The 25,659-nt window shown below is 76.6% G+C and carries 24 protein-coding genes; 8 read left to right on the forward strand and 16 right to left on the reverse strand.

Annotation, left to right across the window (positions count from 1 at the left end; genetic code table 11):
- Positions 1-14: 14 nt before the first annotated feature.
- Together WHI96_RS05380 and WHI96_RS05385 are read right to left on the reverse strand one after the other, a co-directional pair.
- On the reverse strand, positions 15-632 hold the full coding sequence (locus WHI96_RS05380) for a maleylpyruvate isomerase family mycothiol-dependent enzyme (RefSeq protein WP_345645136.1): 618 nt from the start codon (positions 630-632) through the stop codon (positions 15-17).
- Complete coding sequence (locus WHI96_RS05385; protein WP_345645134.1) at positions 599-1,786, reverse strand: SGNH/GDSL hydrolase family protein; 1,188 nt, start codon at positions 1,784-1,786, stop codon at positions 599-601. Before WHI96_RS05385 ends, WHI96_RS05380 begins: the two co-directional genes overlap by 34 nt.
- A gap of 49 nt (positions 1,787-1,835) precedes the next feature.
- Between WHI96_RS05385 and WHI96_RS05390 the strand changes: the two genes are divergently transcribed.
- Both WHI96_RS05390 and WHI96_RS05395 read left to right on the forward strand, forming a co-directional pair.
- A complete protein-coding gene (locus tag WHI96_RS05390) occupies positions 1,836-2,258 on the forward strand; it encodes a hypothetical protein (RefSeq protein ID WP_345645131.1) in 423 nt (140 codons plus the stop codon).
- Between the two features lie 14 nt (positions 2,259-2,272).
- Positions 2,273-3,040 carry a PIG-L deacetylase family protein gene (locus WHI96_RS05395; RefSeq protein ID WP_345645128.1) on the forward strand — a complete coding sequence of 256 codons (768 nt, stop codon included), beginning with the start codon at positions 2,273-2,275 and terminating at the stop codon, positions 3,038-3,040.
- 57 nt (positions 3,041-3,097) lie between these two features.
- Here the strand turns inward: WHI96_RS05395 and WHI96_RS05400 are convergent, their stop codons facing one another.
- Positions 3,098-4,015 (reverse strand): MEDS and STAS domain-containing protein, encoded by a 918-nt coding sequence (locus WHI96_RS05400; protein WP_345645125.1) that lies wholly within the window; start codon positions 4,013-4,015, stop codon positions 3,098-3,100.
- Positions 4,016-4,214: 199 nt separating this feature from the next.
- Between WHI96_RS05400 and WHI96_RS05405 the strand changes: the two genes are divergently transcribed.
- Positions 4,215-4,436: a hypothetical protein gene (locus WHI96_RS05405; RefSeq protein ID WP_345645122.1), complete on the forward strand. Its 222-nt coding sequence runs from the start codon at positions 4,215-4,217 to the stop codon at positions 4,434-4,436.
- Between the two features lie 40 nt (positions 4,437-4,476).
- Positions 4,477-6,066, forward strand: coding sequence for a benzoylformate decarboxylase (gene mdlC / locus WHI96_RS05410; protein ID WP_345645118.1), 1,590 nt, complete (start codon positions 4,477-4,479; stop codon positions 6,064-6,066).
- Between the two features lie 19 nt (positions 6,067-6,085).
- Here the strand turns inward: mdlC and WHI96_RS05415 are convergent, their stop codons facing one another.
- Entirely contained in the window at positions 6,086-7,888 is a 1,803-nt protein-coding gene (locus WHI96_RS05415) for an ABC transporter ATP-binding protein (RefSeq protein ID WP_345645115.1), read from the reverse strand.
- A 70-nt stretch (positions 7,889-7,958) separates the two neighbouring features.
- Between WHI96_RS05415 and WHI96_RS05420 the strand changes: the two genes are divergently transcribed.
- Entirely contained in the window at positions 7,959-8,447 is a 489-nt protein-coding gene (locus tag WHI96_RS05420; protein WP_345645111.1) for a MarR family winged helix-turn-helix transcriptional regulator, read from the forward strand.
- On the opposite strand, the gene WHI96_RS05425 is transcribed toward WHI96_RS05420, so the two are convergent.
- From WHI96_RS05425 to WHI96_RS05450, 6 genes are read right to left on the reverse strand one after another with little or no spacing between them, the layout of a single operon-like run.
- Positions 8,416-9,663, reverse strand: a complete 1,248-nt coding sequence (locus WHI96_RS05425) for an APC family permease (protein ID WP_345645108.1) — start codon at positions 9,661-9,663, stop codon at positions 8,416-8,418. The genes WHI96_RS05420 and WHI96_RS05425 overlap by 32 nt on opposite strands.
- A gap of 37 nt (positions 9,664-9,700) precedes the next feature.
- Entirely contained in the window at positions 9,701-10,375 is a 675-nt protein-coding gene (locus WHI96_RS05430) for a phosphonatase-like hydrolase (RefSeq protein WP_345645105.1), read from the reverse strand.
- Positions 10,372-11,202 (reverse strand): phosphonate ABC transporter, permease protein PhnE, encoded by an 831-nt coding sequence (phnE, locus tag WHI96_RS05435; RefSeq protein ID WP_345645102.1) that lies wholly within the window; start codon positions 11,200-11,202, stop codon positions 10,372-10,374. The genes WHI96_RS05430 and phnE overlap by 4 nt, the downstream gene beginning before the upstream one ends.
- Positions 11,199-11,963 (reverse strand): phosphonate ABC transporter ATP-binding protein, encoded by a 765-nt coding sequence (locus WHI96_RS05440; RefSeq protein ID WP_345645099.1) that lies wholly within the window; start codon positions 11,961-11,963, stop codon positions 11,199-11,201. Before WHI96_RS05440 ends, phnE begins: the two co-directional genes overlap by 4 nt.
- Positions 11,960-12,871, reverse strand: coding sequence for a phosphate/phosphite/phosphonate ABC transporter substrate-binding protein (locus tag WHI96_RS05445; protein WP_345645096.1), 912 nt, complete (start codon positions 12,869-12,871; stop codon positions 11,960-11,962). Before WHI96_RS05445 ends, WHI96_RS05440 begins: the two co-directional genes overlap by 4 nt.
- A gap of 14 nt (positions 12,872-12,885) precedes the next feature.
- Entirely contained in the window at positions 12,886-14,058 is a 1,173-nt protein-coding gene (locus tag WHI96_RS05450) for a TIGR03364 family FAD-dependent oxidoreductase (RefSeq protein WP_345645093.1), read from the reverse strand.
- A 125-nt stretch (positions 14,059-14,183) separates the two neighbouring features.
- Between WHI96_RS05450 and WHI96_RS05455 the strand changes: the two genes are divergently transcribed.
- A complete protein-coding gene (locus WHI96_RS05455) occupies positions 14,184-14,918 on the forward strand; it encodes a GntR family transcriptional regulator (RefSeq protein ID WP_345645090.1) in 735 nt (244 codons plus the stop codon).
- A gap of 573 nt (positions 14,919-15,491) precedes the next feature.
- Here WHI96_RS05455 and WHI96_RS05460 read toward each other — a convergent pair.
- Positions 15,492-16,547 (reverse strand): alcohol dehydrogenase catalytic domain-containing protein, encoded by a 1,056-nt coding sequence (locus WHI96_RS05460; RefSeq protein ID WP_345645087.1) that lies wholly within the window; start codon positions 16,545-16,547, stop codon positions 15,492-15,494.
- Between the two features lie 140 nt (positions 16,548-16,687).
- Between WHI96_RS05460 and hchA the strand changes: the two genes are divergently transcribed.
- The gene (hchA, locus tag WHI96_RS05465) at positions 16,688-17,566 is read left to right on the forward strand and encodes a glyoxalase III HchA (protein ID WP_345645084.1); all 879 of its coding nucleotides are present in this window, start codon (positions 16,688-16,690) and stop codon (positions 17,564-17,566) included.
- 25 nt (positions 17,567-17,591) lie between these two features.
- Here hchA and WHI96_RS05470 read toward each other — a convergent pair whose 3' ends face one another.
- From WHI96_RS05470 to WHI96_RS05480, 3 genes are read right to left on the reverse strand one after another with little or no spacing between them, the layout of a single operon-like run.
- Entirely contained in the window at positions 17,592-20,315 is a 2,724-nt protein-coding gene (locus WHI96_RS05470) for a molybdopterin-dependent oxidoreductase (protein WP_345645081.1), read from the reverse strand.
- Positions 20,312-21,118: an FAD binding domain-containing protein gene (locus WHI96_RS05475; protein WP_345645078.1), complete on the reverse strand. Its 807-nt coding sequence runs from the start codon at positions 21,116-21,118 to the stop codon at positions 20,312-20,314. The genes WHI96_RS05470 and WHI96_RS05475 overlap by 4 nt, the downstream gene beginning before the upstream one ends.
- A gap of 4 nt (positions 21,119-21,122) precedes the next feature.
- Positions 21,123-22,499, reverse strand: a complete 1,377-nt coding sequence (locus WHI96_RS05480; protein WP_345645075.1) for an 8-oxoguanine deaminase — start codon at positions 22,497-22,499, stop codon at positions 21,123-21,125.
- 92 nt (positions 22,500-22,591) lie between these two features.
- On the opposite strand from WHI96_RS05480, the gene WHI96_RS05485 reads away from it, so the two are divergent.
- The gene (locus WHI96_RS05485; protein WP_345645073.1) at positions 22,592-24,145 is read left to right on the forward strand and encodes a PucR family transcriptional regulator; all 1,554 of its coding nucleotides are present in this window, start codon (positions 22,592-22,594) and stop codon (positions 24,143-24,145) included.
- Between the two features lie 7 nt (positions 24,146-24,152).
- Here the strand turns inward: WHI96_RS05485 and yidC are convergent, their stop codons facing one another.
- Both yidC and WHI96_RS05495 read right to left on the reverse strand, forming a co-directional pair.
- Complete coding sequence (yidC, locus tag WHI96_RS05490) at positions 24,153-25,052, reverse strand: membrane protein insertase YidC (protein ID WP_345645069.1); 900 nt, start codon at positions 25,050-25,052, stop codon at positions 24,153-24,155.
- 97 nt (positions 25,053-25,149) lie between these two features.
- The gene (locus WHI96_RS05495) at positions 25,150-25,488 is read right to left on the reverse strand and encodes a hypothetical protein (RefSeq protein ID WP_345645066.1); all 339 of its coding nucleotides are present in this window, start codon (positions 25,486-25,488) and stop codon (positions 25,150-25,152) included.
- Positions 25,489-25,659 lie beyond the last annotated feature (171 nt).

The raw sequence follows: 25,659 nt of genomic DNA on the forward strand, positions 1-25,659 counted from the left end.
GGTGACGACCGCGGTCAGGACTCGGTGAGGTCGGTGTCGGGCAGCGGCCCGAGCAGGGCGAACGCGTCCAGGTAGGGCTCGACGTCGCCGCGCTCGGTCCAGGCCCGCAGCTGCGCCGCCGACCGGCGGGTGACCAGGGCACGGGCCAGGTCGAAGTCCGGGGCCCGCACGACGACCGCGGCCCCCGCCTCGTCGCCCGCGGACACCCAGCGGCGGCCGTCGCCGACCAGCGCGATCGGCGGGAGGTCCCCGAGGGCGTCGGCGAACCGGCCCAGGAAGCGGTCCATGATCGCGTAGAGGCCGGGGGTGTGCTGCCCGCCGGGCTCGCGCAGCGCACCACGCAGGTCCTGCTCGTGGACGATCACGTCGCCGAGCGGGCGGGTCGTGTTCGCCGCCATCCAGTCGCGCAGCGGGCCGGTCAGCGACTCCCACTCCGCGACGAGCGCGGCCACGTCGCGGTCGCGCCGCGCCCGCACCTGCCGGTTCGTCCACTCCTCGTTGTGGTCGTCGGGCTCGTCGCCGGCGACCACGTCCGCACCCAGGCCGACCATGTGTGAGAGCAGGTCGCGCACCGTCCAGTCCGGGCAGGACGGGACCGTCAGCTCCGAGCGCTCGGGCGGCAGGTCCCGCACCAGGTCCCCGCGGCGTGGAACGCACCCCCGGCACCGAACACCAGCCGGGCGAACCGCTCCCCCATCCGCAGGTGCGCCTCGGGACACGGGTGCAGCCGGTCGGGCAGCGGCAGCTCGGCCGCGTCGTCGTCGCCGTAGAGCTTTCGGCCGTCGAGGTGGGCCAGCGCCGGGTCCTCCGGCGTGCGGCCGGCCACGATCCGGGCCAGCTCCTCGCGGATCACCGACAGCGTCAGCTTCCCCGCCGCCACCTCGGCCGGGTCGCCGGTCGCGCGGAACCGCAGCCGCCCGTCGACGACCTCCGGCGCGCCCGGGCCCGGGGTGTGCTCGTGGATCGGGCACAGCACCGGGGACACCACCAGCAACGGGGTGTCGGGGTGCCCGTCGCGGATCGTGTCGAGGAACCCGTGCACGGCGGGTGCGAAGGCCCGTCGGCGCATCAGGTCGGCGTTGACGACGTTGATCCCGATCTTGACGCTGATCAACGCGGCCGGGGTGTCGCGCAGCGTGCGGGCGACGAACGGGTCCAGCATCGCGCTGCCGGAGAACCCCAGATTGACCAGCTCGACACCGGCGGCGCGGGCGGCGAGCGCGGGCCAGGTGGTGCTGGGACCCGCGGCGTTGCTGCCCTGGCTGATCGAGCTGCCGTGGTGCAGCCACACCGGGCGCCCACCGGGCGGGACGACGGCGACCGGCGCGTCGGTGCGCAGCGCGACGACCTCGGTGATCTCGTTGTGCGGCAGCCAGATCTCCACGAGCGCGTCGCGGCCGGGCAGGGTGAACCGCACCGGGCCGGGTGGGCCGTCGGTGACCGTGACCTCCCCCGTCGCCGGGTCGGTCATGAGCAGCTTCCCGCCGGAGGTCGTGGCGCTGCCCGCCGGCCGGCCGTCGACGAGCAGGTCGTAGGCGCCGTCGGGCCGCAGCGGGGCACCGACGAGGCCGATCCGGGTGCGCAGGGTCTCCAGCTCGACGGTCCGTGCGGCGGTGCGGAACACGACGCGCACCCCGGACGGCTGGCTCTGCGCGCCGGCCAGCTGCGGGTCGGTGTTGCGGGCGCGGGCCGGGGCGGGCAGCCGCTGCGGGAGCAGGCCCCGCTCGCCGTCGACGGCGTCGAGGACGCCGTGCAGCAGCGCGGGCCCGATCGCGGTGGTGATCACCCGGGCAGCCTGGCACGCGCGCGGCGCCGGTTCACCCGAGAATCGGACGGTGCTGATCGCCGCCGTCGTCCAGGCCGTCGCGACCGTGCTGCTGGCCGGGATCGCCTGGACCGTGCAGGTGGTCGTCTACCCGGCGTTCGCACTGGTCCCGGCGGGGTCCTGGGCCCGCTACCACGCCGCGCACAGCCGGGCGGTCACGCTCGTCGTCGGGCCGCCGTGGGTCGCGCAGGGTCTCGCGACGGCGGCGCTGCTGGTCCTCGCGCCCGGCGAGCCGCTGGTGTGGGTGGCGGCGGTGGCGGCCGCCGCGGGTGTCGCGGTGACCCTGCCCGCGGTGTCGCTGCACGGCCGGCTCGACCCGGCCGCGCACCCGGGGGACCTGCGCAGGCTGCTGCGGGTCAACCTGGTCCGTGCGCTGGTGTGGTCGGCCGGGTCCGTGGTGGGGGTCCTGCTGGTGGCGGCCTCCGACGCGTGACCCAGGATGGCCCGGTGACTGCGACCGAGGACGAGCGCACGGCGGTCGACGACCGCGCGCACACCGGGGTGGGGCGCGTGCTGGTGATCGCCGCGCACCCCGACGACATCGACTTCTCCTGCAGCGGCACCGTCGCGGTGTGGACCGCGGCCGGGGTCGCGGTGACCTACTGCCTGGTGACCGACGGCGACGCGGGCGGCTTCGACCCGGCCGTGGCGCGCAGCGACATCGCGGGCATCCGCCGAGCCGAGCAGACCGCCGCGGCCGCCGAGGCCGGCGTCACCGACCTGGTGTTCCTCGGCCACCCCGACGGTCGGCTGACCGTCACCCTGGAGCTGCGCCGCGACCTGGCCCGGGTGATCCGGCAGGTCCGCCCGGACCGGGTCGTCGTGCCGCAGCCGGTGCGCGACCTGCGCAGCATGTACGGCAGCCACCCCGACCACACCGCGACCGGCGAGGCCGCCCTGTGCGCGGTCTACCCCGACGCGCGCAACCCCTACGCCTTCCCCGAGCTGGCGGAGGCCGGCTACGAGGCGCACACCGTCGGCGAGGTGTGGGTCATGGGTCCCGCCCCCGACGACGACCCCGACGGCGCCCGGCACGTCGACATCACCGACACGATCGCCGTCAAGATCGCGGCCCTGCGGGCGCACGCGAGCCAGACGGCGCACATGACGGGCCTGGAGGACATGATCGGGCAGTGGTCCGGGTCGCTGGCGAAGCGGGCCGGGTTCCCGTCCGGGCGGCTCGTGGAGTCCTTCCACGCGCTCGACACTCGCTGAGGCCGGCCGGCCGGTCGGCGTCGCCGCCGTACCGGCGCAGGGCGTGCACCGGCCCGCTCACCCCGCCCCGTCCCCGGCGAGGCCCAGCGCGTCGGCGGGGCACAGGGCGTGCCGCTCGCGGGTGCTCGTCTGCAGCTGCGGGGCGAACCCGGCGCCGCAGCGTAGGAGCAGCCGGGCCACACCGGGGCGCAGGTTCACCAGCCGGAGCCGGACGCTGACCGGGAGCTCGTCGGCGGCGTGCACGAGGTCGACCGCACCCGCGACGTCGACGAACCGCAGCGCGGACAGGTCCGCGGTCAGCGTGCCCTCGCCGACGTCGCCGCGCACGACCCGGTCGATCAGCCCGGCCAGCACCCGGCGGACCTGAGGCCGGTTGGCGTGGTCGACCTCGCCTGCCAGCCGGACCCGGGCCGGGCCGGTCTCGGTGATCCGCAGCAGGCTGTCGTCGTAGAGCGGGGCGGCGGCGAGCTCGGCGGGGTGCAGGCCGCGCATCGTCGCGATGAGCTCGTCGGGGTAGCGCAGGTGGTCGTAGACGCACAGGGCGCGCAGGGGGTGGTCGCGGACGGCGTCGTCGAGCCTGCGGTCGTACTCGTCGAGCACCTGTCCGCCGGGCCGGCGCAGGCCGTGGTCCATCTGGCCGCTGAAGCGCAGGCCGGCCCAGCCGTCGTCGAGGGCCGAGGTGACGTTCTGCTCCATCAGCCCGGTCAGCTCGTCGAGCGGGGCGTGCAGGGCGGCGCGGGTGAAGCCGCCCGGGACGAGCTGGAACTGCCCGGACCGCAGCGGCCCGGTGACGTCGACGCCGTCGTCGGCCAGGCGGGACAGGACCAGGCCGGCGGTGTCGTCGTCGAAGTAGGCGACCCGCTCGCCCGCCGCGAGCCCCTCGGCCAGGAACGCGGAGACGTCCTCGGCGAGCTGCTCGTCGCTGACCGGCACGGTCAGCACGTGCCGGTGGGGATCCCGTACCGGTGCGGTCACACGTCACCCCCGTCGTGGCGTCACCGACGGCCCCCCGACAGGTGTGACGCTGCGTACACGTTAAGTGATCACAGGTTCCACGGCGACCCGACGCTGTTGTTCAGGCGCGCCGAGGCGTAGAGTTAGCCGGACCGAACTCCGGTGTTCGGGGCGCACGGTGCGGGCAGGGAGCACGGGCGCCGAGCAGGAGGTGGACGCCATGTTCCGAGCCGCTCCGCAGTCGCGGGCGACCGAGGTGCGCACGGTCGTGCTCGCCGGCGTGCTCATGGTGCTGCTGGCCGTCGCCACCATCGTCTCCGTGTCGCTGGCCCCCACCGCCGTCACCCTGGTCCTGGCCGCCACCGCGCTGGCCGTGCGGCCGCTGGTCGTCGCCCACGTGCGCCGCGGCGCCCGGGCCGAGCGGGTCACCGCGCGCCGCTGACGGCACCTACGGTGGGGGGCCGCGACCCGAGGAGCCCCCCATGACGACCGTCGGCGAGGCCGGCTGGCAGGTGCTGACCGCCCACGGCATCGACACCGTGTTCGGCAACCCCGGCTCGAATGAGCTGCCCTTCCTCGCGGCGATGCCCGACGGGGTGCGCTACGTGCTCGGCCTGCACGAGGGCGCCGTGCTGGGCATGGCCGACGGCTACGCCCTGGCCACCGGCGGCCCGGCGCTGGTCAACCTGCACGCGGCGTCCGGATCGGGCAACGCGATGGGCGCGCTCACCAACGCCGTCTACTCCCACTCCCCGCTCGTGCTCACCGCGGGCCAGCAGTTGCGGTCCACGGTCGGCCAGGAGGTCATGCTGACCAACGTGGACGCGGCCGCGCTGCCGCGCCCGCTGGTCAAGTACGCCGCCGAGCCCGCGTCGGCCCAGGACGTGCCGCGTGCGCTGTCCCAGGCGGTGCACACCGCGCTGCTGGCACCCCGGGGGCCGGTCTACCTCTCGGTCCCCTACGACGACTGGTCCCGCGAGGCCGGCCCGGACGCCGCGCACCTGCCGTCCCGGCGTGCGACCGCCGCCGCCGAGCTCGGCGGGGCGGCACTGGAGGAGCTGGCCGGCGCGCTGGCCGGGGCGGCGAACCCGGTGCTGGTGCTGGGCCCGCAGGTCGACGCGGACCGGGCCAACGACCACGCCGTCGCCCTCGCCGAGCGGCTCGCCTGCCCGGTCTGGATCGCGCCGTCGGCGTCGCGGTGCCCGTTCCCGACCCGGCACCCGGCGTTCCGCGGGATCCTCCCGGCCTCGGTGCGCGACGTGTCCGACCGGCTGGCCGGGCACGACGTGGTGCTGGTCGCGGGGGCGCCGGTGTTCCGCTACCACCAGTGGGTCCCCGGCGACCTGCTGCCGGCCGGGGCGCGGCTGCTGCACCTCACCGCCGACCCGGCCGAGGCCGCGCGGGCCCCGATGGGCGAGGCCTGGGTCGGCCCGGTCGGCCCCGCCCTGGCCGCGCTCGCCGGACGGGTGCCCGCCTCCGGGCGGGAGCCGCTGCCGCCCCGGTCCGGGCCGCCCGCCCCGCAGGGCGCCGAGGACCACGTCCCGCCGCAGCAGCTGTTCGCCCTGGTCCGCGACGCGGCCCCGGCCGGGACCGTGCACGTCTGCGAGTCCACCTCGACCATCGACGACGTCGTCGCCCAGGCCGACCTCACCGAGCCGGGCAGCTACCTGTTCCCCGCCTCCGGCGGCCTGGGGTTCGGCCTGCCGGCCGCCGTCGGGGCGCAGCTGGCCCACGGCGACGCGCGCCGGGTGGTCGCACTCGTCGGCGACGGGTCGGCCAACTACGGCATCACCGCGCTGTGGACCGCGGCGCGGTACCGGGTGCCGGTGGTCTTCGTGATCCTGAAGAACGGCACCTACGGTGCGCTGCGCGGCTTCGCGGGGCTGCTGGGCACCGGGGAGACACCGGGCCTGGACGTCCCCGGCCTGGACTTCGTGAAGATCTCCGAGGGCTACGGCGTCCCGGCGGTCTCGGTGTCCGACGCCGCGTCGGCGGCGGCCGCGCTGACCGACGCGTTCGCCGCCGACGGGCCGCGGCTGGTCGAGGTCGTCACGGCCCCGGGCGTGACGTAGCCGCTCACACCGTCGCCGCTCACACCGTCGCCAGCGCGGCGTAGCGGCCCGCGTCGGCGAGCAGCTCGTCGTGGCTGCCGGACTCGACGATCCGGCCGTGGTCGACGACGGCGATCCGGTCGGCGTCGCGCACGGTCGAGAGCCGGTGCGCGACGGTGATCGTCGTGCGGCCGTGGGCCAGCGCGTCGAACGCGGCCTGCACGGCGCGCTCGGTGCGGGTGTCCAGCGCGCTGGTGGCCTCGTCGAGGACGAGCACCTTCGGGTCGCGCAGCAGCGTGCGGGCGATCGCGATGCGCTGCTTCTCCCCGCCGGAGAAGCGGTGCCCGCGCGAGCCGACGACGGTGTCGTAGCCGTCGGGCAGGGCGGTGATCAGGTCGTGGACCTGCGCGGCCCGCGCGGCGACCTCGATCTCGGCGTCGGTCGCCTCCGGGCGGGCCTGGCGCAGGTTCTCCCGGACGGTGGCGTGCACCAGGTAGGTGTCCTGGCCGACGACGCCGACGATCCGGGTGCGGTCGGCGGCGGCCATGTCCCGCAGGTCCACGCCGTCGATGGTGACCCGGCCCGCGGTCGGGTCGTGCAGCCGGGCCACGAGCCCGGCGAGGGTCGACTTGCCCGACCCGGTCTCGCCGACCAGCGCCAGGGTCGTCCCGGCCGGGACGTCGAGGTCGATGCCGGCGACGGCGGCGGCGTCGCTGCCCGGGTAGGCGAACGTGACGCCCTCGATCCGCACGTGGCCGCGGACGCGGTCGTGGTCGACCGGCACCGGGTGCTCGGGCTCGGCCACGTCGACGATCAGGTCGAGGTACTCGAAGATCCGGGCGAACAGCGCCAGCGACGCCACGATCTGGACCCCGACACCGAGCAGTCCCATGACCGGCCGGAACAGCCCGCCCTGCAGCGCGGTGAACGCGACCAGGGTGCCGATGCTCATCGTCCCGGCCGCGAAGGGCAGTCCGGCCGCGAGGTAGATGACCGCCGGGACCGCGGCGAAGACGACCTGCGTGACGGCCATCGTCCAGCGTCCGGCGAGCTGGGAGCGCAGCTCCAGCCCGATCAGCCGCGACGACGAGGTGGTGAACCGGCGGGTCAGCTCCGGTCCGCTGCCGAGGGTCTTGGACAGCGCGACGCCGTCGACCGACAGGCTCTCCTCGACCGTGACGTTGAGGTCGGCGAGCTCGCGCTGCTGGGCGGCGGTGATCGCGCGGCGGGTGCGGGCGACCCGGCGGGTCAGCAGGATCGCCGGGGGCAGCACCACCAGCGAGACCAGCGTGAGCTGCCAGGACAGCGCGAGCATCGCGACCAGGGTCGCGACGGTGGTGGTCAGGTTCGACGCGACCGAGGTGGCCGTGTTCGTGACCACCGACTGCATGCCGCCGATGTCGTTGGTGATGCGCGACTGCACCTCACCGGTGCGGGTGCGGGTGAAGAAGGCCAGGCTCTGGCGCTGCAGGTGGGCGAAGACGCCGGTGCGCAGCCCGTGCATGACCTCCTGGCCGATGCGGGTGGAGATCCAGGTCTGGGCGACGCCGAGCGCGGCGGTGACCGCGGCGACCGCGACCATCCCACCGGCGAGCCAGGCGAGCAGGGTGACGTCGCGCTGCGGCAGTGCCACGTCGATGACCTCGCGCAGCAGGAACGGCGAGGCCATCCCGACGATCGACGAGGCGACGATCGTCACGACGACGACCGAGAGCGGGCCCCGGTGCGGGGCGAACAGGGCGCCGATGCGGCGCAGCGAGACCGCGCGGGCCTGGTCCTTCTCCTCCGGGGAGGAGGTGCGGGTGTCCGGCCGTCCGGGCCGGGTCGGGGGTCGGGTGTCCAAGGGGGCTCCTCGCGATGTTGTGGTTACCTCACTATGAGGCGACAACAGCGTCGCTTGCTAGTCTGTTCCCGTGCCGGAGCCCGACCTCCCGAGCGACCTCGTCGACGCGTTCTGGGCCGTGGCGCGGCGGCTGCGGCACACCTCCGCCGAGCGGCTGGCGGACTGGGGGCTGTCGCCGTCGCAGGCCAGGGCGCTCATGGTGCTGGCCCGGCACGGCGAGATGCGCCCCGGCGAGCTGGCCGGGCACCTGCGCATCGCGCCCCGCTCGGCGACCGAGGTCGTCGACGCGCTGGCCGGGCTCGGGATGGTGGAGCGCGCGGCCGACCCGGGCGACCGCCGGGCCGTGCTGCTACGGCTGACCGGGGACGGCGCGGCGACCGCGCGCGCGATCCGGGCGGGCCGCGCCGACGAGGCACAGCAGTTCTTCGGCAGGCTCGGCGACCACGACCGGGCCGAGCTGGCCCGGATCCTGGGCACCCTGCGCGACGAGGTGCACCGCGACGCGCACCGCGACCCGGACGGTGGCCCTACCCCCTCCGGCGGGTCCGCAGCACCCTGACCACGGCCCGGAGCGCGAACGCGCCGAGCAGCACCGCGGCGCCGGACAGCACCGACACCGGCGGCAGCGACAGGGCCAGGGCCACGCACCCCGCGAGGCCGGCGCCGGACAGCACCCGGCGCCACGGGTGCCCGGGCAGCGTGAGCGCGGCGGCGTTCGCGACGGCGTAGTAGAGCAGCACGGCGAACCCGGACAGCCCGATCGCGGTGACCGGTGCGGCCGTCAGCACGAGCACGAGGACCACCGCCCCGACGGCGAGCTCGGCGTGGTGCGGCACGGCGCGCCGCGGGTGGACGGCGGCGAGCCCGGCGGGCAGCTCCCGGTCCCGGGCCATCGCCAGCACCGTCCGCCCGACGCCCGCGACCAGCGCGACGAGCACCCCGGCCGAGGCGACCGCTCCCCCGGCCCGCACCAGCGGGGCGAGCCCGTCGCCGGCGGCGGTCGCCAGCGGTGCCGGTGCGAGGGCCAGCGCGTCCGGACCGGCGGCCCGCAGCGCGGCGATCGCCACCACCGCGTAGACCGCGAGCACGATGCCGAGGGCGAGCGGGACCGCCCGCGGGATCGTGCGCGCCGGGTCGCGGACCTCCTCGCCGAGGGTCGCGATGCGCGCGTACCCGGCGAAGGCGAAGAACAGCAGACCGGCGGCCCGGGCCACGTCGAGCGGCGCGGTGTCGGCCCACCCGGCGAACGGGGCCGCCACGGCCGGGCGGAACAGCGCCGACACCACGACCGCGGCGAGCACGGCCAGGGTGAGCGCGACCAGCACCCGGGTCACCCGCGCGGTCCGGGTGACCCCGCACAGGTTGACCGCGACGACGGCGACGACCGCGGCCGCCGCCACCGCGCGGGCGTGCCCGGGCCAGGCGTACGCGCCGAGCGTCAGCGCCATCGCCGCGCACGACGCCGTCTTCCCGGTGACGAACGCCCACCCGGCGAGCACGCCCCAGGTCTCCCCCAGCCGGCGTCGGCCGTACACGTAGGCCCCGCCCGACTCGGGGTGGCGCGCGGCCAGCCACGCCGTGGACATCGCGTTGGCCGTCGCCACGGCCCCGGCGAGCAGCAGGGCCGGGAGCAGCGCGGTGCCGGCGACCGCGGCCGCCGGGCCGAGGACGGCGAACACCCCGGCGCCGAGCATCGAGCCCAGGCCGAGGACGACGGCGTCGCCGGGGCCGAGCCGGCGCTCCAGCCGGCCGGACGGGGAGGGCGTTCCGGTCACCCGGACAGCCTCCCGCACCCGGCGGCGGGCGGGCCGGTCACCTCGTCCGGGCGGCGGGGGTCAGCAGCTCCGGCAGGTCCGCGACCCCGTCGACGACGTCGGTCGGCCGGGCCGCGAGCAGCTCGGCGCGGGTCTGCGCGCCGGTCAGCACCGCGACGACGCGCCCGGCGCGGGCGTTGCGCCCGGCCTGCACGTCGAGCACGGTGTCGCCCGCGGTGAGCACCGCGGCAGGGTCGTCGACGCCGGTCAGTGCCATCGCCCGGTGCACCATCGCCGGGTCCGGGCGGCCGGCGCCGACCTCCTCGGCGCACACGACGGCGTCGAGGGCGCCGGTGAACTCCCCGGGCAGCGCGGCCAGCAGCGGGTCGGTGACCTGCCGGTCGAACCCGGTGGTGAGCACGACGGCGACGCCCGCGGCGCGCAGCGCGGCGCAGGCCCGCGGCACGCCGGGCAGCGGGCGCGGCGGGGCCGCGGCGTAGGCGTCGGCGAGCGCGGCGACGAACGCGTCGTGCAGCTCCTCGACCTCGCCGGGGGTGCTGCGCCCGGTCAGCGCGGCGAGGGCCTCGCGCTTGTCGGCGCCCATCCAGCGCCGGATCGCGGCGTCGGACGGTGGACGCCCGGCGCCGGCGACGACGTCGGCGAGCACGCGGTAGACCGCTCCCCCCTCGTCGACCGTGGTGCCGGCGATGTCCAGTGCGGCGAGGCGGATCATGCGTCACTCCCGAGTCGGCGGCGGACCAGTGCGGAGACCTGGTCGACCGCGACGATCAGCACCAGTACGACGAGGATGTGGGTGAGCATCTCGTCGAACCGGAACAGCTGGATGGACTGGTTGATGAGGAACCCGATGCCGCCGGCGCCGACCAGGCCGAGCACCAGCGACGAGCGGACGTTGACGTCGAAGCGGTAGAGCAGCAGCCCGACCAGCTGCGGGGTGACCGACGGCAGCAGCGCGTGCGCGGCGACCTGCAGGCGCCCGGCGCCGGCGGAGCGCAGCGCGGTGGGCGGTCCGGGGTCGGCGTCCTCGAGGGTCTCGGCCCACAGCTTGCCCATGACGCCGACGTTGTGCAGCAGCAGCGCGAGCACGCCGGGGAACGGGCCGAGCCCGACGGCGGTGACGAAGATCAGGGCGAAGACGACGTCGGGCACCGCGCGCAGGAACGACAGCAGCCCGCGGGCGGCCTGGTAGGTGAGCGGCCCGGCGGCGGTGCCGCGGGCCGCGGCGAGGGCGAGCAGCAGCGCGAACGGGATCGACAGGGTGGTGCCGAGCAGGCCGATCCACAGGGTCACCAGGGCGCCCTCGAGGCTGGGCCCGAGGACCGACCAGGACAGGTCGGGCGGGATCGACTCGGCGAGGAACCCGGCCATCCCGCCGGCGCCGTCGACCAGCGTCGCGAACGACATCTCGGTGGTGCGCCAGGCGATGACGTGCACGACGAGCAGCCCGGCGGCGACGGCGGCGGCCAGGGCGAGGGTGCGCGGCCCGCGGCGGCGCGGCGGGACGGGGACGCGGCGCACGTCCGGGGCGGTGGTGGTCACGGTGCGGCCTCCCGGGTGGGGTCGGCGGTCCCGGCGGGGACCAGGTCGGGGCCGGGGGCGGGCGGTGCGGGGTAGAGGGCGCGGACGTCGGTGCCGGGCGGACCGTCGAGGACGACGTGCCCGTCGCGCAGGCCGACGACGCGGTCGGCGTGCCGGGCGGCGAGGTCGGGCTGGTGCAGCACGGCGAGCACGGCGAGGCGCTCGGTGTGCGCCAGCTCGGCGAGCAGCCCGAGGACCTGCTCGGCGGCGGCCGGGTCGAGCGCGGAGACCGGCTCGTCGGCGAGCAGCACCCGGGCCCGCTGGCACAGTGCGCGGGCGACGGCGACCCGCTGCTGCTGGCCGCCCGACAGCGACCCGGCGCGGTCGTGGGCGCGGTCGGCGAGCCCGACCCGCTCCAGGCAGCCCATGGCCTCCTCCCGCACGGCGCGCGGGAACAGGGCCGGGACCAGCGAGGACCGCAGCGGGAGCCGGCCCAGCGCCCCGGCGCACACGTTCTCCAGGACGGTGCGGCGGGTCACGAGGTGGATGCGCTGGAAGACCAGGGCGACGTCGAGGCGGCCGCGGGGCCTGCCGTCGACGAGGACCTCGCCGTCGCAGGGGGTCAGCCCGGCGGCGGCGCGCAGCAGGGTCGACTTCCCGGAGCCGTTCGCGCCGAGCACGGCCAGCAGCTCGCCGGCCGCGACCCGGACGTCGACGCCGCGCAGGACCTCGCGGGTGCCGTAGCGGACGCGGGCGCCGCGGACGTGCAGCAGCGCGTTCACTCGACGTCGCTCTCGGTGAGGCCGAGCGTCGTGGCGAGCTCGAACAGCGGGGCGTAGGTGTCGCGGGTGACCGGGACGAGCTTCCCGGGCGGGCTGACGTCGAGCAGGGCGCCGATCTCGCCGACGGCCTGCGCGTCGAGGTTCAGCAGCGCGTCGGTGACCGCGGCCTTGAACGCCGGGTCGAGGTTGCCGCGCACGGTGACCGGATCGTTCGGGATCGGCTTCGAGGTCCAGACCTGCCGGAACCGGGCCGGGTCGATGATCCCGGACGCGGTCGCGGAGGCCAGCTGCTGGGTGTTGATCTCGGCGGCGTCGACCTTGCCGTTGGTGAGCGCCAGCAGCGCCTCGGGGTGGCCGCCGGCGTAGTCGACGCGGACGTCGCCGGGGGCCAGGCCCGCGTCGAGGAGAGCCTGCCGGGGCAGGGCGTCGCCGGAGGTGGAGCCGACGGCGCCGAGGGCGAGGGTGCGCCCGCGCAGCTGCTCGACCGCGGTGATGTCGGAGCCGGCCGGAACCCAGATGCCGGCGGTGTAGGTCGAGAGCTCGCCGGTGGCGGTCCCGAACGAGGCGACCGGCTCGGCGCCGGCGCGCTCGGCGGCGAACACGTAGCCGAGCGGGCCGAAGATGCCGAGCTCCAGGCGGTCGTTGCGCATCGCGATGACCTCGGCCGAGTAGTCCTCGGTGACCTGCACCTCGACCGGGCAGGACAGGCGGCGTTCGAGGGCGTCGCCGAGGATCTCCGCGGCGGGGACGAGCTTCGCCGGGTCCTCGAAGGGTTCGACGCCCATCCGGATCTGCCCGCCGGGGCAGGTGGGTGAGTCGGCGGCGGCGGGACCGGACGGTCCGCCGCAGGCGGTGAGTGCGAGGCTCGCGGCCAGCACGGCGGCGGCGAGCAGGCGGGGGCGGCGCATGGGGGTCTCCCGTTTCAGAGGACGCGGTCGAGCACGGCCGGGGCGAGGCCGAAGGCGGTGGTCATGCCGATCCCGGAGGTGACGGTGACGGCGGTCGTCGCGGGTGCGACGGGGCGGATCAGGAACTCGCCGGGGGCGTCGGCGTAGACGCCCCGCCAGCGGGCCACGACGTCGACACCGGTCCCGAGCAGCGCCCGGGTCTCGGCGAGCAGCAGGTCGTCGAGGGTCTCGTCGGTCCAGGGGTCCGGGGTGCGGTCGTAGTGGTGGGTGTCGCCGACGACGAGGTCGCCGCCGGGCAGCTGGGTGAGCATGTGGTTGACGCCCGCATCGAGCAGCTCCGGCCGCTCGGTGCGCCAGCGCTCGCGCAGCGCGGCGGCGCCCGCGGTGCCCGACAGGGCCGGGTAGCGCAGCATCGAGCTGCCGGTGAGCACCGCCGGGCCGATCGTGAGCGGGGTGTGTGGTCGGACCTGCAGCATCTGCAGGACGCACCGCCGCAGGCCCGCGTCGTCGGCGACGCCGGGGACGAGGCGGTCCAGGTCGTGACCGACGCAGAGCAGGACCCGGTGGGCCCGGAACTCCCCGCGCCCGGTGCGGACGGCCACCGGGCCGTCGCCGCCCCCGGCCGCGGCCCCGATCCCGGCCCCACCCGACCCGACCCCCGACCCGACCGCGTCGATGTCGTGCACCGGGCAGCCGAAGTGGATCTCGGCACCGGGCCGGGCCGCGAGCCACGTCGCGATCGCCCCGACCGCCCTGCGCTGCTCGACCCGCAGGTCGCGCGGCAGGAACGCCCCGCCGTGCAGGCCGTCGCGGGCGACCGGGACCCGGTCGACGACCCGCGCGGGGTCGAGCAGCTCGACGTCGTCGCCGCGGGCGGCTGCGAGCTGCTCGAGCGCGGCGCGCTCCTCGGCCGACCGGGCGACGACCACGGTGCCGCACTCGGCGACGCCGAACCCGGCCTCGGCGCCCAGCCGCAGCCAGGTGCCGCGGCCGCGGGTGGCGAACCGCAGCGCGTCGCCGGTCTGGGCGGTGAGGCAGCCGTGGCCGAAGTTGCGCACCGAGGCGCCGACGGCGTGCCCGTCGCGCTCCAGCACGGTCACGGTCAGCCCGCGCTCGACGGCCTCGACGGCGTGGGCGAGGCCGACGACGCCGGCCCCGACGATCAGGAGGTCACTCGTCCGGGTCACGGCGGGGACGGTGCCAGCCGGACGTCCCAGACCGCAATGACTTGTCGATACAAGTAGGGATCCGTTCACCTGCCCGACCCCTGGAGGTCGTGCTCAGCGACCTGACACTTGTAGAGTCACCGTCCGTGGGGACCCCGTTGCACCGCACACTGGCCGACGAGCTGCGCACCCGCATCCGCAGCGGCGCCATCGGGGTCGGCGAGGCGCTGCCGTCCGAGGCCGAGCTGTGCCGGGAGTTCTCGGCGTCGCGCGGCCCGGTCCGCCAGGCCCTGGCCGCCCTGCGCGACGAGGGCCTGATCGGCGGCGGGCAGGGTCGGCGCCCGGTGGTGCTGGACGCGGTGCCCGCCCAGCCGTTCGAGTCGTTCCTGTCCTTCACCCGGCGTGCGGAGCTGACCGGCCACGTCCCCGGCCAGCGCCTGCACGAGATCGCGCTGCGGCACCCGTCGCCCGCGGTCGCCGCCGCGCTGGGCCTGGAGCCCGAGGACTACGCGGTCCAGCTGATCCGGCTGCGCCTGCTCGACGACCGTCCAGCGATGCTGGAGCGGATGACCTACGTGGAGAAGGTCGGCCGCGCCCTGCTCGACGCCGACCTCAACGCCGGGTCGATCTACGCCCTGCTCACCGGCCGGGGCGTCGACCTGCACACGGCCCGGCACACCTTCGACGCCGTCGCGGCCGACGAGCTCGACGCGTCCCTGCTCGACGTCGAGGTCGGACACCCCCTGCTCCGCGAACGACGGCTGACCTGGGACTCCGCCGGGGACGCCCTCGAGTGGTCGGAGGACCGCTACCGCCCGGACGTCGCGACCGTGACGGTGACGAACACCCGCAGCGGGCGGGGTGGGTTCGCGCGGGAGTGAGCGGGTGGGGTGGGGTGGGGTGGGGTCGCCCGCGCGTGGGCGGCGACGCGCTCCAGTGCACGACGGCACCGGATCGGAGTCGCACCGCCGCCACAGTCGCCGCCGCCTTCGCCGCCGCCACCCCTGCCACCGCCACTGTCGCTGCCGCTGCCACCCAGAGGTGCCCCTGTTCTGAATTCGCTTACCGGGTAAGCGAATCGACACACATCCCCCTCCGGAGCCGGGAGGACCACCGCCCTGCCGAATCGGTTCATGCGATGAGCTGTTCCCGCAGCCCCACGTCGGGTCCGCTGTGGCGCATCGGGTGGATACGCGCGCGACACCAGCGGCCGGCATCCGTAGGACCGGAGGAGCCCGCGCGCACCCGCCGCATGGACCGTCTCCGCAGACATGGTGCTCCGGACCGCGTCGGGCGGGCGGCGGCGACGGCAGCGACCCGGCCCCACCGGACCCGCCCACACCCGCGCCCGACCGGACCCGGACCCGGCCCGAGGCGGCCCGGCCCCGACCCAGCCAGACCCGAGCCGGCCCAACCAGCCCCGGCCCGGCCCGGCCGGACGATCGGGCGCGACGTCAGGGCCGCACGGCCTGGCGCGGCGCCGCACCCGGCGCCCCGGCGGCGGCGAAGGCGTCGTCGAGCGCGTCGAGGGACCACGGGCCACCGGTCAGCTCGGCGAACGGGAACCGCGTGTGCTCGGCGACGAGGAACGCGACCGCGGCGGCGAGGTGGCGGGGGGCGTAGTTGTGCACGCCGACGACCGTGTGCAGCCCGCGGACCAGGCGTTCCGGGTCGAGTCCCACCGCGGGGCCGGGTGAGACCGACCCGGCGAGGACGGCGGTGCCGCCGACGTCGAGCGCGTCGAGGCAGGCGCGCACGGCGGCGGGTGCGCCGGACAGCTCCAGCGCGACGTCGAACGCCCGCTCCGGCGGGGTCCCGACCGTGTCCGCGGCGCCGAAGCGGCGGGCCCGGTCGCGGCGGTCGGCGTGCGGGTCGGCGACCACGACCTCGGCGCCGGCGCGGGAGGCCATCGCCGCCGCGGTCACACCGAGCATGCCCGCACCCGTCACCAGCACCCGCGCTCCCGGGCCCGGCGAGCCGGCGGCGTCGAGGACCGCGGCGACCGTGGCCGTCGCGCACGACGCGGGTGCGGCGACCTCGTCTGGCACCGCGTCGGGGACGACGACCGTCGCCGTACCCGGGGCGAGCAGGCAGTGGGTGGCGAACCCGCCGGTCAGCGGGCGGGCCTCGTCCAGCGGGGCGTGGCCGTACTTGTGCAGGTCGGTGCACTTCTGCGGGATCCCGCGACGGCAGCGGCGGCACTCCCCGCAGGACGCGGCGACCGAGAAGACGATCCGGTCGCCGGTCCGGACCGGCGCGCCGTCGACGTGGCGCAGACCCGGCGCCGTCGCGACGACCCGCCCGACCTGCTCGTGCCCGAGCACCCCCGGCACCGGCGACGAGCGGTGGCCGCGGGTCGTGTGCAGGTCCGAACCGCACACCGTCGCCAGGTCGACCGCCACCAGGACCTCCCCCGGCCCCGGCTCGCCGAGCGCGGTCGTGACCAGGCGGAACGGGGCGCCGACGCCGTCCCAGCGGGCGTAGCGGGCGGTCGTCACGGGAGCTGCCATGCCCGCGACGGTCGCACCACCTCGCCGGGCCGTCCACCACCCTGTATGGACAAGTTGATGAACGCACGGCGGCGCGGTTCACCGGCACCGGGCGGGGGTACGCCGCGCGGGCACCGCACGAACGACCCGGAGGCACCCCGATGTCCGACAGCACGCTCAGCAAGGACCCGACCGCGGACCCGGCGGAGCACGAGGCGTACTTCCCGTCGCCGTACTCGCTGGACGCCTACACCGCGCCGCGGACCGACTTCGACGGTCTCGCCACCGAGCGGCACGCCTGGTCCGGCGGCCGCTGGAAGGTGCTCGTCCTGGCCACCGACGAGCGCTACCTGCGCATGGGCAACGGCACCTTCTTCTCCACCGGCAACCACCCGGTGGAGACCCTGCTCCCCCTGCACCACGTCCTGGAGGCCGGGTTCGGCGTCGAGATCGCGACGCTCACCGGCAACCCGGCGAAGTTCGAGTGGTGGGCCTACCCCGGCGAGGACGAGGCGGTCGCCAGCGCCCGCGAGAAGCTGCTCGCGCAGTGGCGGGCCCCGACGTCGCTGGCCGAGGTCGTCGAGCGCGAGCTGGGCGAGGACTCGGACTACCTCGCGGTGTTCGTCCCCGGCGGGCACGGTGCGCTGTCCGGGCTGCCGTTCTCCACCGACGTCCGCGACACCCTGGAGTGGGCGATGCGCACCGACCGGCTCGTGGTGTCGCTGTGCCACGGGCCCGCCGCGTTCCTCTCGACCCGCATCGGCCGCGGCCGGTCGGTGTTCGAGGGCTACGAGATGTGCGTGTTCCCCGACGCGCTCGACGCCGGCGCCAACATCGACATCGGCTACCTGCCCGGCGAGATGCCGTGGCTGCTCGGCAAGGCCCTGCAGGACGAGGGCGTCCGCGTGGTCAACGACGACATGACCGGCCGCTGCACCGTCGACCGCAACGTCATCACCGGCGACAGCCCCGTGGCCGCGAACGAGCTGGGCCGGCTCACCGCGACCGCGCTGCTGGAGCACGCCCGCCGCCGCGGCTGACCGCCGTGCCTCAGGACACCGTGCCTCAGGGCGCCGTGCCGCCGGCCGCGAGCCGCCACACCCGGTCGCGGCTGAACGGCTGGTGGTACGGCCGCACCCCCAGCGCCCGGCGGATCGCGTTCGCGACCGCGGGTGCCACCGGGTTGTACGGCGCCTCGCTCATCGACTTCGCCCCGAAGGTGCCGAGCGCGTCGTGGGTGCGGGCACAGCGCACCTCGGTCACCGGGACGTCGGCCATCTGCGGGACCCGGTAGGTGCGGAACACCGGGTTGAGGATCTCCCCGGACTCCCCGACGTACACCTCCTCGTAGAGCGCGCTGCCCAGCCCCATCGCGGCGCCGCCCTCGACCTGGCCGCGCAGCTGCTCGGGGTTGAGGACGGTGCCCGCGTCGACGGCCTGCACCGATCGCAGCACCCGCACCTCGCCGGTCGCGGTGTCCACCGCGACCCGCACCCCGTGGCAGTTCGCGGTGATCGCCCGCTCCGTGCCGGGCTCCTCCCCGGCGGCGGACAGGCCGTCCGGCGACGACGTCGCGGCCAGCACGTCGTCGAGGGACCACGCGCGGCCGGGGGTGGTGACCCCGTCGGCGTGGAGCTCGCCGCCGCCCGTGACGGCGAGGATCCGCTCCCGCAGCGCGGTCGCCGCGGCGTGCAGCGCCTTGCCCGCGACGGTGGTGCCCGCCGAGGCGAACGCGCCGGTGTCGTAGCCGCAGGCGTCGGTGTCGCCGTGGTGGGCGTCGACGCGGTCCGGGGTGGTGCCGAGCACGGTGGCGACGACCTGGCGGTGCGTGGTCGTGGTGCCGTTGCCGAACTCGACGGTGCCGGCGCCGAGCCGGTAGCGCCCGCCGGGCAGCAGCGTCACGGTGGTGGCGGCGGCGTGCCCGAACGGGGCCATCGTCGTCATCATCCCCAGGGCGACACCCTCGCCGACCCGCCAGGTCGGGCCGTCGGGGACCGGGTCGCCGGTGCCGTCGGCCAGGGCGTCCTGCACGAGGTCGAGGCACTGGTCCATGCCGTAGCTGGTCCAGTGCAGGTCGTGCTCGGGCTCGCCGTGGTGGGCGACGTGCAGCGGGTCCCCGGCCCGGACCATGTTGCGCCGCCGCAGGTCGAACGGGTCGACGTCCAGCGCGATCGCCAGCTCGTCCATCGCGGACTCGACGGCGAACATCACCTGGCCCAGGCCGTAGCCGCGGAACGCGCCGCTGGGCACGTTGTGGGTGTAGACGACCTCGGCGTCGAGGTGTTTGACGGGGCAGTTGTAGACGCTGACCGACTCGGCGACGGAGTGGAACAGCACCCCGCGGGAGTGGTTGCCGTAGCCGCCGGTGTCGGACAGGACGTCGAGCTTCATCGCGGTGAGCCGGCCGTCGTCGTCGGCGCCGAGGGTGACCGCGACCCGCATCGGGTGGCGCAGCGCGGTGCGGGTGAACTCCTCGGACCGGGTGAACTCGTGGACGACGGTGCGCCCGGTCCGCAGCACGGCGAGCCCGACGAGGTCCTCGGCGAACATCTCCTGCTTGCCGCCGAACCCGCCGCCGACCCGGGCGGTGTGCACCCGGACCCGGTCCGGGTCGAGGCCGAGCACCCGGGCGAGCTCGCCGCGGGTGAGGAACGGGACCTGGGTGCCGGCGCGGACGACGAGGCGTCCGTCCCGGTCGAGCGAGCCGACGGCACCGTGGCACTCGAGCTGGGCGTGCGCGACGCGGCTGGTGCGCCAGGTGCCGGTGACGGTGTGCGCGGACGCGGCGAGCGCGGCGTCGACGTCGCCGCCGTGCCCGCCGTGCAGGGCGAGCACGACGTTGCGGGAGGCGTCGTCGACGCGGTCGGCCGGGGTCCGGTCCGGGTGCACCAGCGGAGCGCCGGGCCGCCGCGCCGCCTCCGGGTCGAACACGGCGGGCAGCACCTCGTAGTCGACGGCGATCAGCGCGCAGGCCGCCTCGGCCTGCGCCGGGGTCTCGGCGACGACGGCGGCGACCCGCTGCCCGACGTGGCGGACGACGTCGTCGAGCATCCGGGTGTCGTCGGGGTCGTCGGTGCGGTGCTCGTGCCGGGCGGTGGAGTAGCGCAGGTCCGGCACGTCGTGGTGGGTCAGCACCAGCGCGACGCCCGGTGCGGCCGCGGCGGCGGTGGTGTCGATCGACCGGATGCGGGCGTGGGCGTGCGGGGAGCCGAGCACGCGCAGGTGCAGGGCCCCGGTGAGGTCGGTGTCGAAGGTGAACGGCTCGCTGCCGGTGACGATGCGCTCCGCGGCCGGGGGCCGCGCCGAGCAGCCGACGGTGCCGGCGGTCCCGCCCGCGGCGCGCGGGGTGCCGCCGCCGCGGACGCCGGTCTCGATCGCCTCGCGGATGCTGCGGTAGCCGGTGCAGCGGCACAGGTTGCCCTTCATCCGCCGCGGCAGGTCGTCGAGGTCGTCGGGGGTGAGCGCGCTGGCGGTGACGATCTGGCCTGCGGTGCAGAACCCGCACTGGAACCCGAACCTCTCGACGAACGCCTGCTGGACCGGGTGCAGCGCCCCGTCCGGCCCGGCCAGCCCGGCGACGGTGGTGACCCGCGCGCCGTCGAGGCGCTGGGCGGGGATCAGGCACGAGTGCACGGGCCGGTCGTCGAGCAGGACGGTGCAGGCGCCGCAGTCCCCGGCGTCGCACCCCTTCTTCACCTCGAGGTGCCCGTGCTCGCGCAGGAACGTGCGGGTGCACTGCCCCGGGGCGGGCTCCGCCTCCAGCTCGGTGTCGTTGACGTGCAGTTTCACGACAGCTCCTCCCGGATCTGCTCCAGCAGCACCGCGCTGACACCGTGGCGCCAGTCCGCGGAACCGAGCGGGTCGGTGTACCAGCCATCGACGGCGTCGACGTCGGCGCGCAGCCGGTCCGCGCCGGGCACGCCGGCCGGGTAGCGCAGGACGGTGGGCGCCTCGGTCGCGGCGGTGATCACGAACGTGGCGGCGCCGCCGTCGGGTGCGGTGTCGACCCGCCCGGTGAGCACGGCGCCGGAGCGGCCGAGCTCGGCGAGTGCGATCCTGCGGAAGGCGGTGCGGGCGCGGAGTGCGGCGCCGGGCAGCTCGACCGCGCGCAGGACCTCGCCGGGGCGCAGCGCGGTGGTGCCGTTGCCGGTGACGAGCGCCGCGACCGGGACGCGGTACTCCTCGCCGTCGGGGGTCCAGACGACGGCGAGCCCGTCGAGCGTCGCGGCGAGCGCGACCATCCCGGCGGCGGCGTAGGCGCGGCACACGTTCCCGCCGACGGTCGCGGTGTGCCAGATCTTCCACGACGCGAGCAGCGCGTGCGCGCACTCGGCGAACAGCGGGGTCCCGGTGCGCCCGCCGTACGCGGCGAGGTCGGCGATCGGGCAGGTCGCGGCGACCGACAGGCCGCCGTCGGGCAGGTCGGAGAGGGGCTCCCAGCCCATCGTGGTGAGGTCGACCAGGCCGGTGACGCCGGGCTGCGGCTCGGAGAACAGCCACGTCCCGCCGGCGAGGATCCGCTCCCCCGGCGCCAGCGCCAGGTCGGCGCGCTCGCGGGCGCGCCGGAACCCGGTGACGGTGTGCAGGTCCATCCGCTCACCCGGCCTTGGCCACGAGGGCGCGGTGCACGGCGGCGCACTCGGCGGCGACGGCGTCGGTGTCGACGGTGAGCACGGTGTCCCGTTCGACGACCGGGCGCCCGTGCACGAGCAGCAGCTCCAGCGGCGGCGGGGTGCCCAGGACGAGGGCGGCGACCGGGTCGGCGACGTCGCGGTGCCGGAACCCGTCGAGCCGCCACAGGGCGAGGTCGGCGAGCTTGCCGGTCTCGATCGACCCGATCTCGTCCTCACGACCGAGCACCCGGGCACCGCCGAGTGTGCCGAGCTCCAGGGCCTCGCGCACCGACAGGGCACGGGGGCCGCCCGCGGCGCGGGCGAACAGGACGGCGTGCTTGACGTCCTCCAGCAGGTGGGTGCCCTCGTTGGAGGCGGCGCCGTCGACACCGATCCCGACCCGGGCGCCCGCGTCGACGAGGTCGCGGACCCGCGCGATGCCCGCGCCGAGCCGGCCGTTGGAGGTGGGGCAGTGCGCGACGCCGGTGCCGGTCGCGCCGATCGTCTTCACCGCGTCGTCGTCGAGGTGCACGGTGTGGGCGAACCACACGTCGGGCCCGGTCCAGCCCAGGTCGGCGACGTACTCGGTGGGGGTGGCACCGAAGCGCTCCCGGCAGTACGCCTCCTCGTCGTCGGTCTCGGCGAGGTGGGTGTGCAGCCGCACCCCGAGCTCGCGGGCCAGCGTCGCGGACTCGCGCATCAGCTCCGGTGTCACCGAGAACGGCGAGCAGGGGGCCAGCGCGATCCGCAGCATCGACCCCGGCGACGGGTCGTGCCAGCGGGCGACGGCGTCGGCGGACGCGGCGAGGATCTCGTCGCGGTCGGAGACGACGTGGTCCGGCGGCAGCCCACCCGCGCTGCGCCCGAGGTCCATCGAGCCGCGGGTCGGGTGGAACCGCAGCCCCACCTGCTGTGCGGCGCGGATCTCGGCGCCGAGCACGTCCCCGCCCTCGCGGGGGAAGACGTAGTGGTGGTCGGTCGTGGTGGTGCAGCCCGACAACGCGAGCGCGGACAGCGCGCCGGTGGCGCCGGTGTGCACGGCGTGCTCGTCGATGCCCGCCCACACCGGGTACAGCGTGGTCAGCCACTCGAACAGCGTGTGGTCGACGGCGAGCCCGCGGGTCACCCACTGGTAGAGGTGGTGGTGGGTGTTGACCAGGCCCGGGGTGAGCAGGCAGCCGCGGGCGTCGACCCGGCGGTCGTAGGACCCCGCCGGGGCGGGACCGGGCCCGACGCCCGCGATCCGTTCCCCCTCGACGACGACGTGCCCGCCGGGGATCTCCTCCCCGGTGACGGTGACGACGTGGGCACCTTCGATGGCGGTCCGGTGTGCGGTCCGGCCGGCGCTCGGCTGCTGCATGGACCCAGTGCACCGCGCGCCGGTCACCGGGAGAAGGCACCGCCGTGACGAATCGGGATCCCCCGCGGCGCACCGAGTTGTAGGTTCCTCCCATGCTGCTCTCGGAGCTCGTCGCACGCCCGGAGCTGCGGCTGCGGGTCCTGCACGGCTCGGCGGCCGACCTGGACCGGTCCGTGCGATGGGTCTACCCGACCGACCTGCCCGACCCGTCGCGCTACCTGGGCGGCGGTGAGCTGGTCGTGTCCGGCCTGGTGTGGCGGCGGACGCCCGCGGACTCGGAGCGGTTCGTCGCGGCGGTCGCGCGGTCCGGTGCGGCGGCGCTGGTGGCCGGGGAGGCCGTGTTCGGCGACATCCCGGCCGACGTCGTCGACGCCTGCCGCCGCCACGACCTCGTGCTGGTCGCGGTGCCGGTCGACGTGTCGTTCGGCGCGGTGACCGAGGCGGTGATCGGGGCGCTGTCCGCGGCCCGCGGGGACCGGCTCGCCCACACCCTGGGCCGGCACCGGCGGCTGCTCGCCGCGTTCGCCGGCGGCGCGGAGCTGGCCGACCTCGCCGCAGCGGTGTCGGCGGGCACCGGCCTGGTCTGCCGGGTGCTGACCGCGGCGGGCGGGCTGCTCGCCGGGCCGGGCCTGCCCGACGCCGAGCGCGACGCCGTCGTCGCCGGGTTCCTGACCGCGGGCCGGCTGCCGGTGACCGTCCCGGCCGGCCCGGCGGGCGCGGCGCACCTGGTGGTGCCCGCGGCACCGGGGACCGCCCGGGCCACCGGCTGGCTGGTCGCGGCGCAGCTGCCGCCGGGCGTGCAGCACGCGGGTACCGACGCCGTCGACGCCGTCGGGGAGCTGGCCGCGATCGCCGCGCTGGACCGGTCCCGGCGCCGTGAGGGTGCCGCGGTGGCCCGCCCGATCGCCGACGACGCGCTGGCCCGGATCGCCGCCGACACCGGCGACCGCCCCGAGACCCGGGTGCGGCTGCGCCAGGCCGGGGTCGAGCCGGACGGGACCCTGGCCGTGGTCGTGCTGCGCGCCTCGGGCGTCGCGGACCCGGCCGACACCGCGCACACCGTGCTGCTCGACGCGCTGGTCGGCGCCGGCCCGGCCGCGGTCGGGGTGCAGGGCGGTGACGCGGTCGCCGTCGTCGCGGTGCCCGGGGTCGGGGACGTCCCGGACCCGGTGGAGCAGGTGCTGGCCGCGGTGCACCGGCTCGGGCCGGGCCTGGCCGGCGGACGGCTCTCGGCCGGGGTGTCGCGGCCGTCGACGGCGGACGCGCTGTCCGGTGCGCTCGCCGAGGCCGGGCACGCCGCGGGGCTGGCGGCGGCCCGGTCCGGGCCGGTGACCTCGGTGCGGGCCGGGGAGATCACCTCGCACGTGGCGCTGCTGGCCGGGGTCCCCGACGACGTGCGGCGCGGTTTCGCCGCCCAGGTCCTCGGCCCGGTGCTCGACCACGACGCGCGGTCGGGCACCGGGCTGCTGGAGACCCTGGAGGTGTTCCTCGACGAGTCCGGGTCGTGGAACCGGACCGCGGCCCGGCTGCACCTGCACGTCAACACCGTCCGGTACCGGATCGGCCGGGTGGCGGAGCTGACCGGGCGCGACCCGTCGTCGTTCGCCGACCGCGTCGACCTCTACCTGGCGCTGCGCGCGCGCTGACGGCGGTTCAGCGGCGGGCACCGGCGGGGCGGCGGCGCACCGGCTTGGCCCCCGGCCGTGGCGCCCGGCTGCGTTCCGGGGCCGGCGGGGCGACGACGACCGGTGGCCTGCGGTCGAGCAGCCGGGTGAGCACGAGCTGCTGGACCAGGGTCGCGACGCTGCCGGTCATCCAGTAGAGCAGCAGCGCGACCGGCGCCGGGTAGAGCAGCCCACCGGCGAGGACGCCGACCGGTGCGATCCAGGGCAGGGCCGCGAGGACCCGGGCGGCGCCCTGCGGCGCGGCACCCGGGTCGACCCGGGCGTAGCGCATGCCGAGGTGGGTGCAGACCGCGGCGAGAACGGTCAGCACGACCACCACGACGGCGACCGCCGCCCCGTCCACGGGCGGTCCGCCGAACGCGGCGAGCTGCTCGGCGGGCATCCGCAGCCACGCCGCCAGCGGCGCCCCGAACAGCCGGGCCTGCAGGAACGAGGCGACCTGGTCGGGTGGGAAGGCGTAGTTGGCGATCGCGGCGTTCTGCTCGAAGGTCAGGCCGGGCCGGTGGAACGCGCGCAGCACGTGCAGCAGCGCGACGAACACCGGGAGCTGCAGGAAGACCACCCCGAGCCCGGCGACCGGCGACGAGCCGTGCGTGCGGTGCAGCGCGGCGGTCGCCTCGGCCAGGGCACGGGCGTCGCCGCGGTGCCGTTCGCGCAGGCGGGCGACCTGCGGGGCCAGTGCGCGGCCGATCCGGGCGGCCCGCATCCGGGTCCAGGCCGAGCGCACCAGCAGCGCCCGGACGGTGAGCACGAGGAACACCACCGACAGCGCCCAGGACAGCCCGGTGGCCGGTCCGAACAGCGCGCCGAACAGCTCGTGCCACAGGCGCATGACGAGGGAGACGGGGTAGTACAGGAAGTCGAGCACGGATCACTCCAGGGACGTCCGAGGGTGGGGACGGGTCCCGGAGCAGGGACGACGGCGGTCCGGTGCGCAACCGCGCACCGGCCGGCGGGGCGGCGCGTCAGGCGGCCGCGACGGTGCCGGGGACCTGCTCCGGGCGGAGCGGTCCCGGGGCGCGGGGCCGGGCACGGCCTGCCGCGTCGGGGTCGGTCTGGCGGACGGTCCCGGCCCGGGGCCGGGCCCGACGGGCCTCGCGGACCGGGGTGGTCGCGGCGGTGGCGACGAGGTGAATCGCGCCGAGCTCGCGGTGCCCCGCCCAGGCGAGGACGGCGAGCGCGACGACGGCGCCGACGAGACCGGTGTCGACGTCGGCGGGCAGCAGGACCGGGGCGAGCAGGAGCAACGACGCGACCAGCAGGGCCGCCCCCGCCCGCGCGCGCCGTCCGATCCCGAGGTCCACGCCGCCACCGTACCGGCCCGCAACGACCGCGACGGCCGGCGCGGACGTCCCGCGCCGGCCGGTGGGCCCGGTGGCCCGGTCGGACACTCAGCCGGGCACTCAGCCGGGTACGAGGTCGTCGAAGCGGTGCCCGGCGACGGTCGCGACGGCGACGAGCGCGGCCGCGTGCTC

The organism is Pseudonocardia tropica (assembly GCF_040105315.1).
Lineage (GTDB): Bacteria > Actinomycetota > Actinomycetes > Mycobacteriales > Pseudonocardiaceae > Pseudonocardia > Pseudonocardia alni.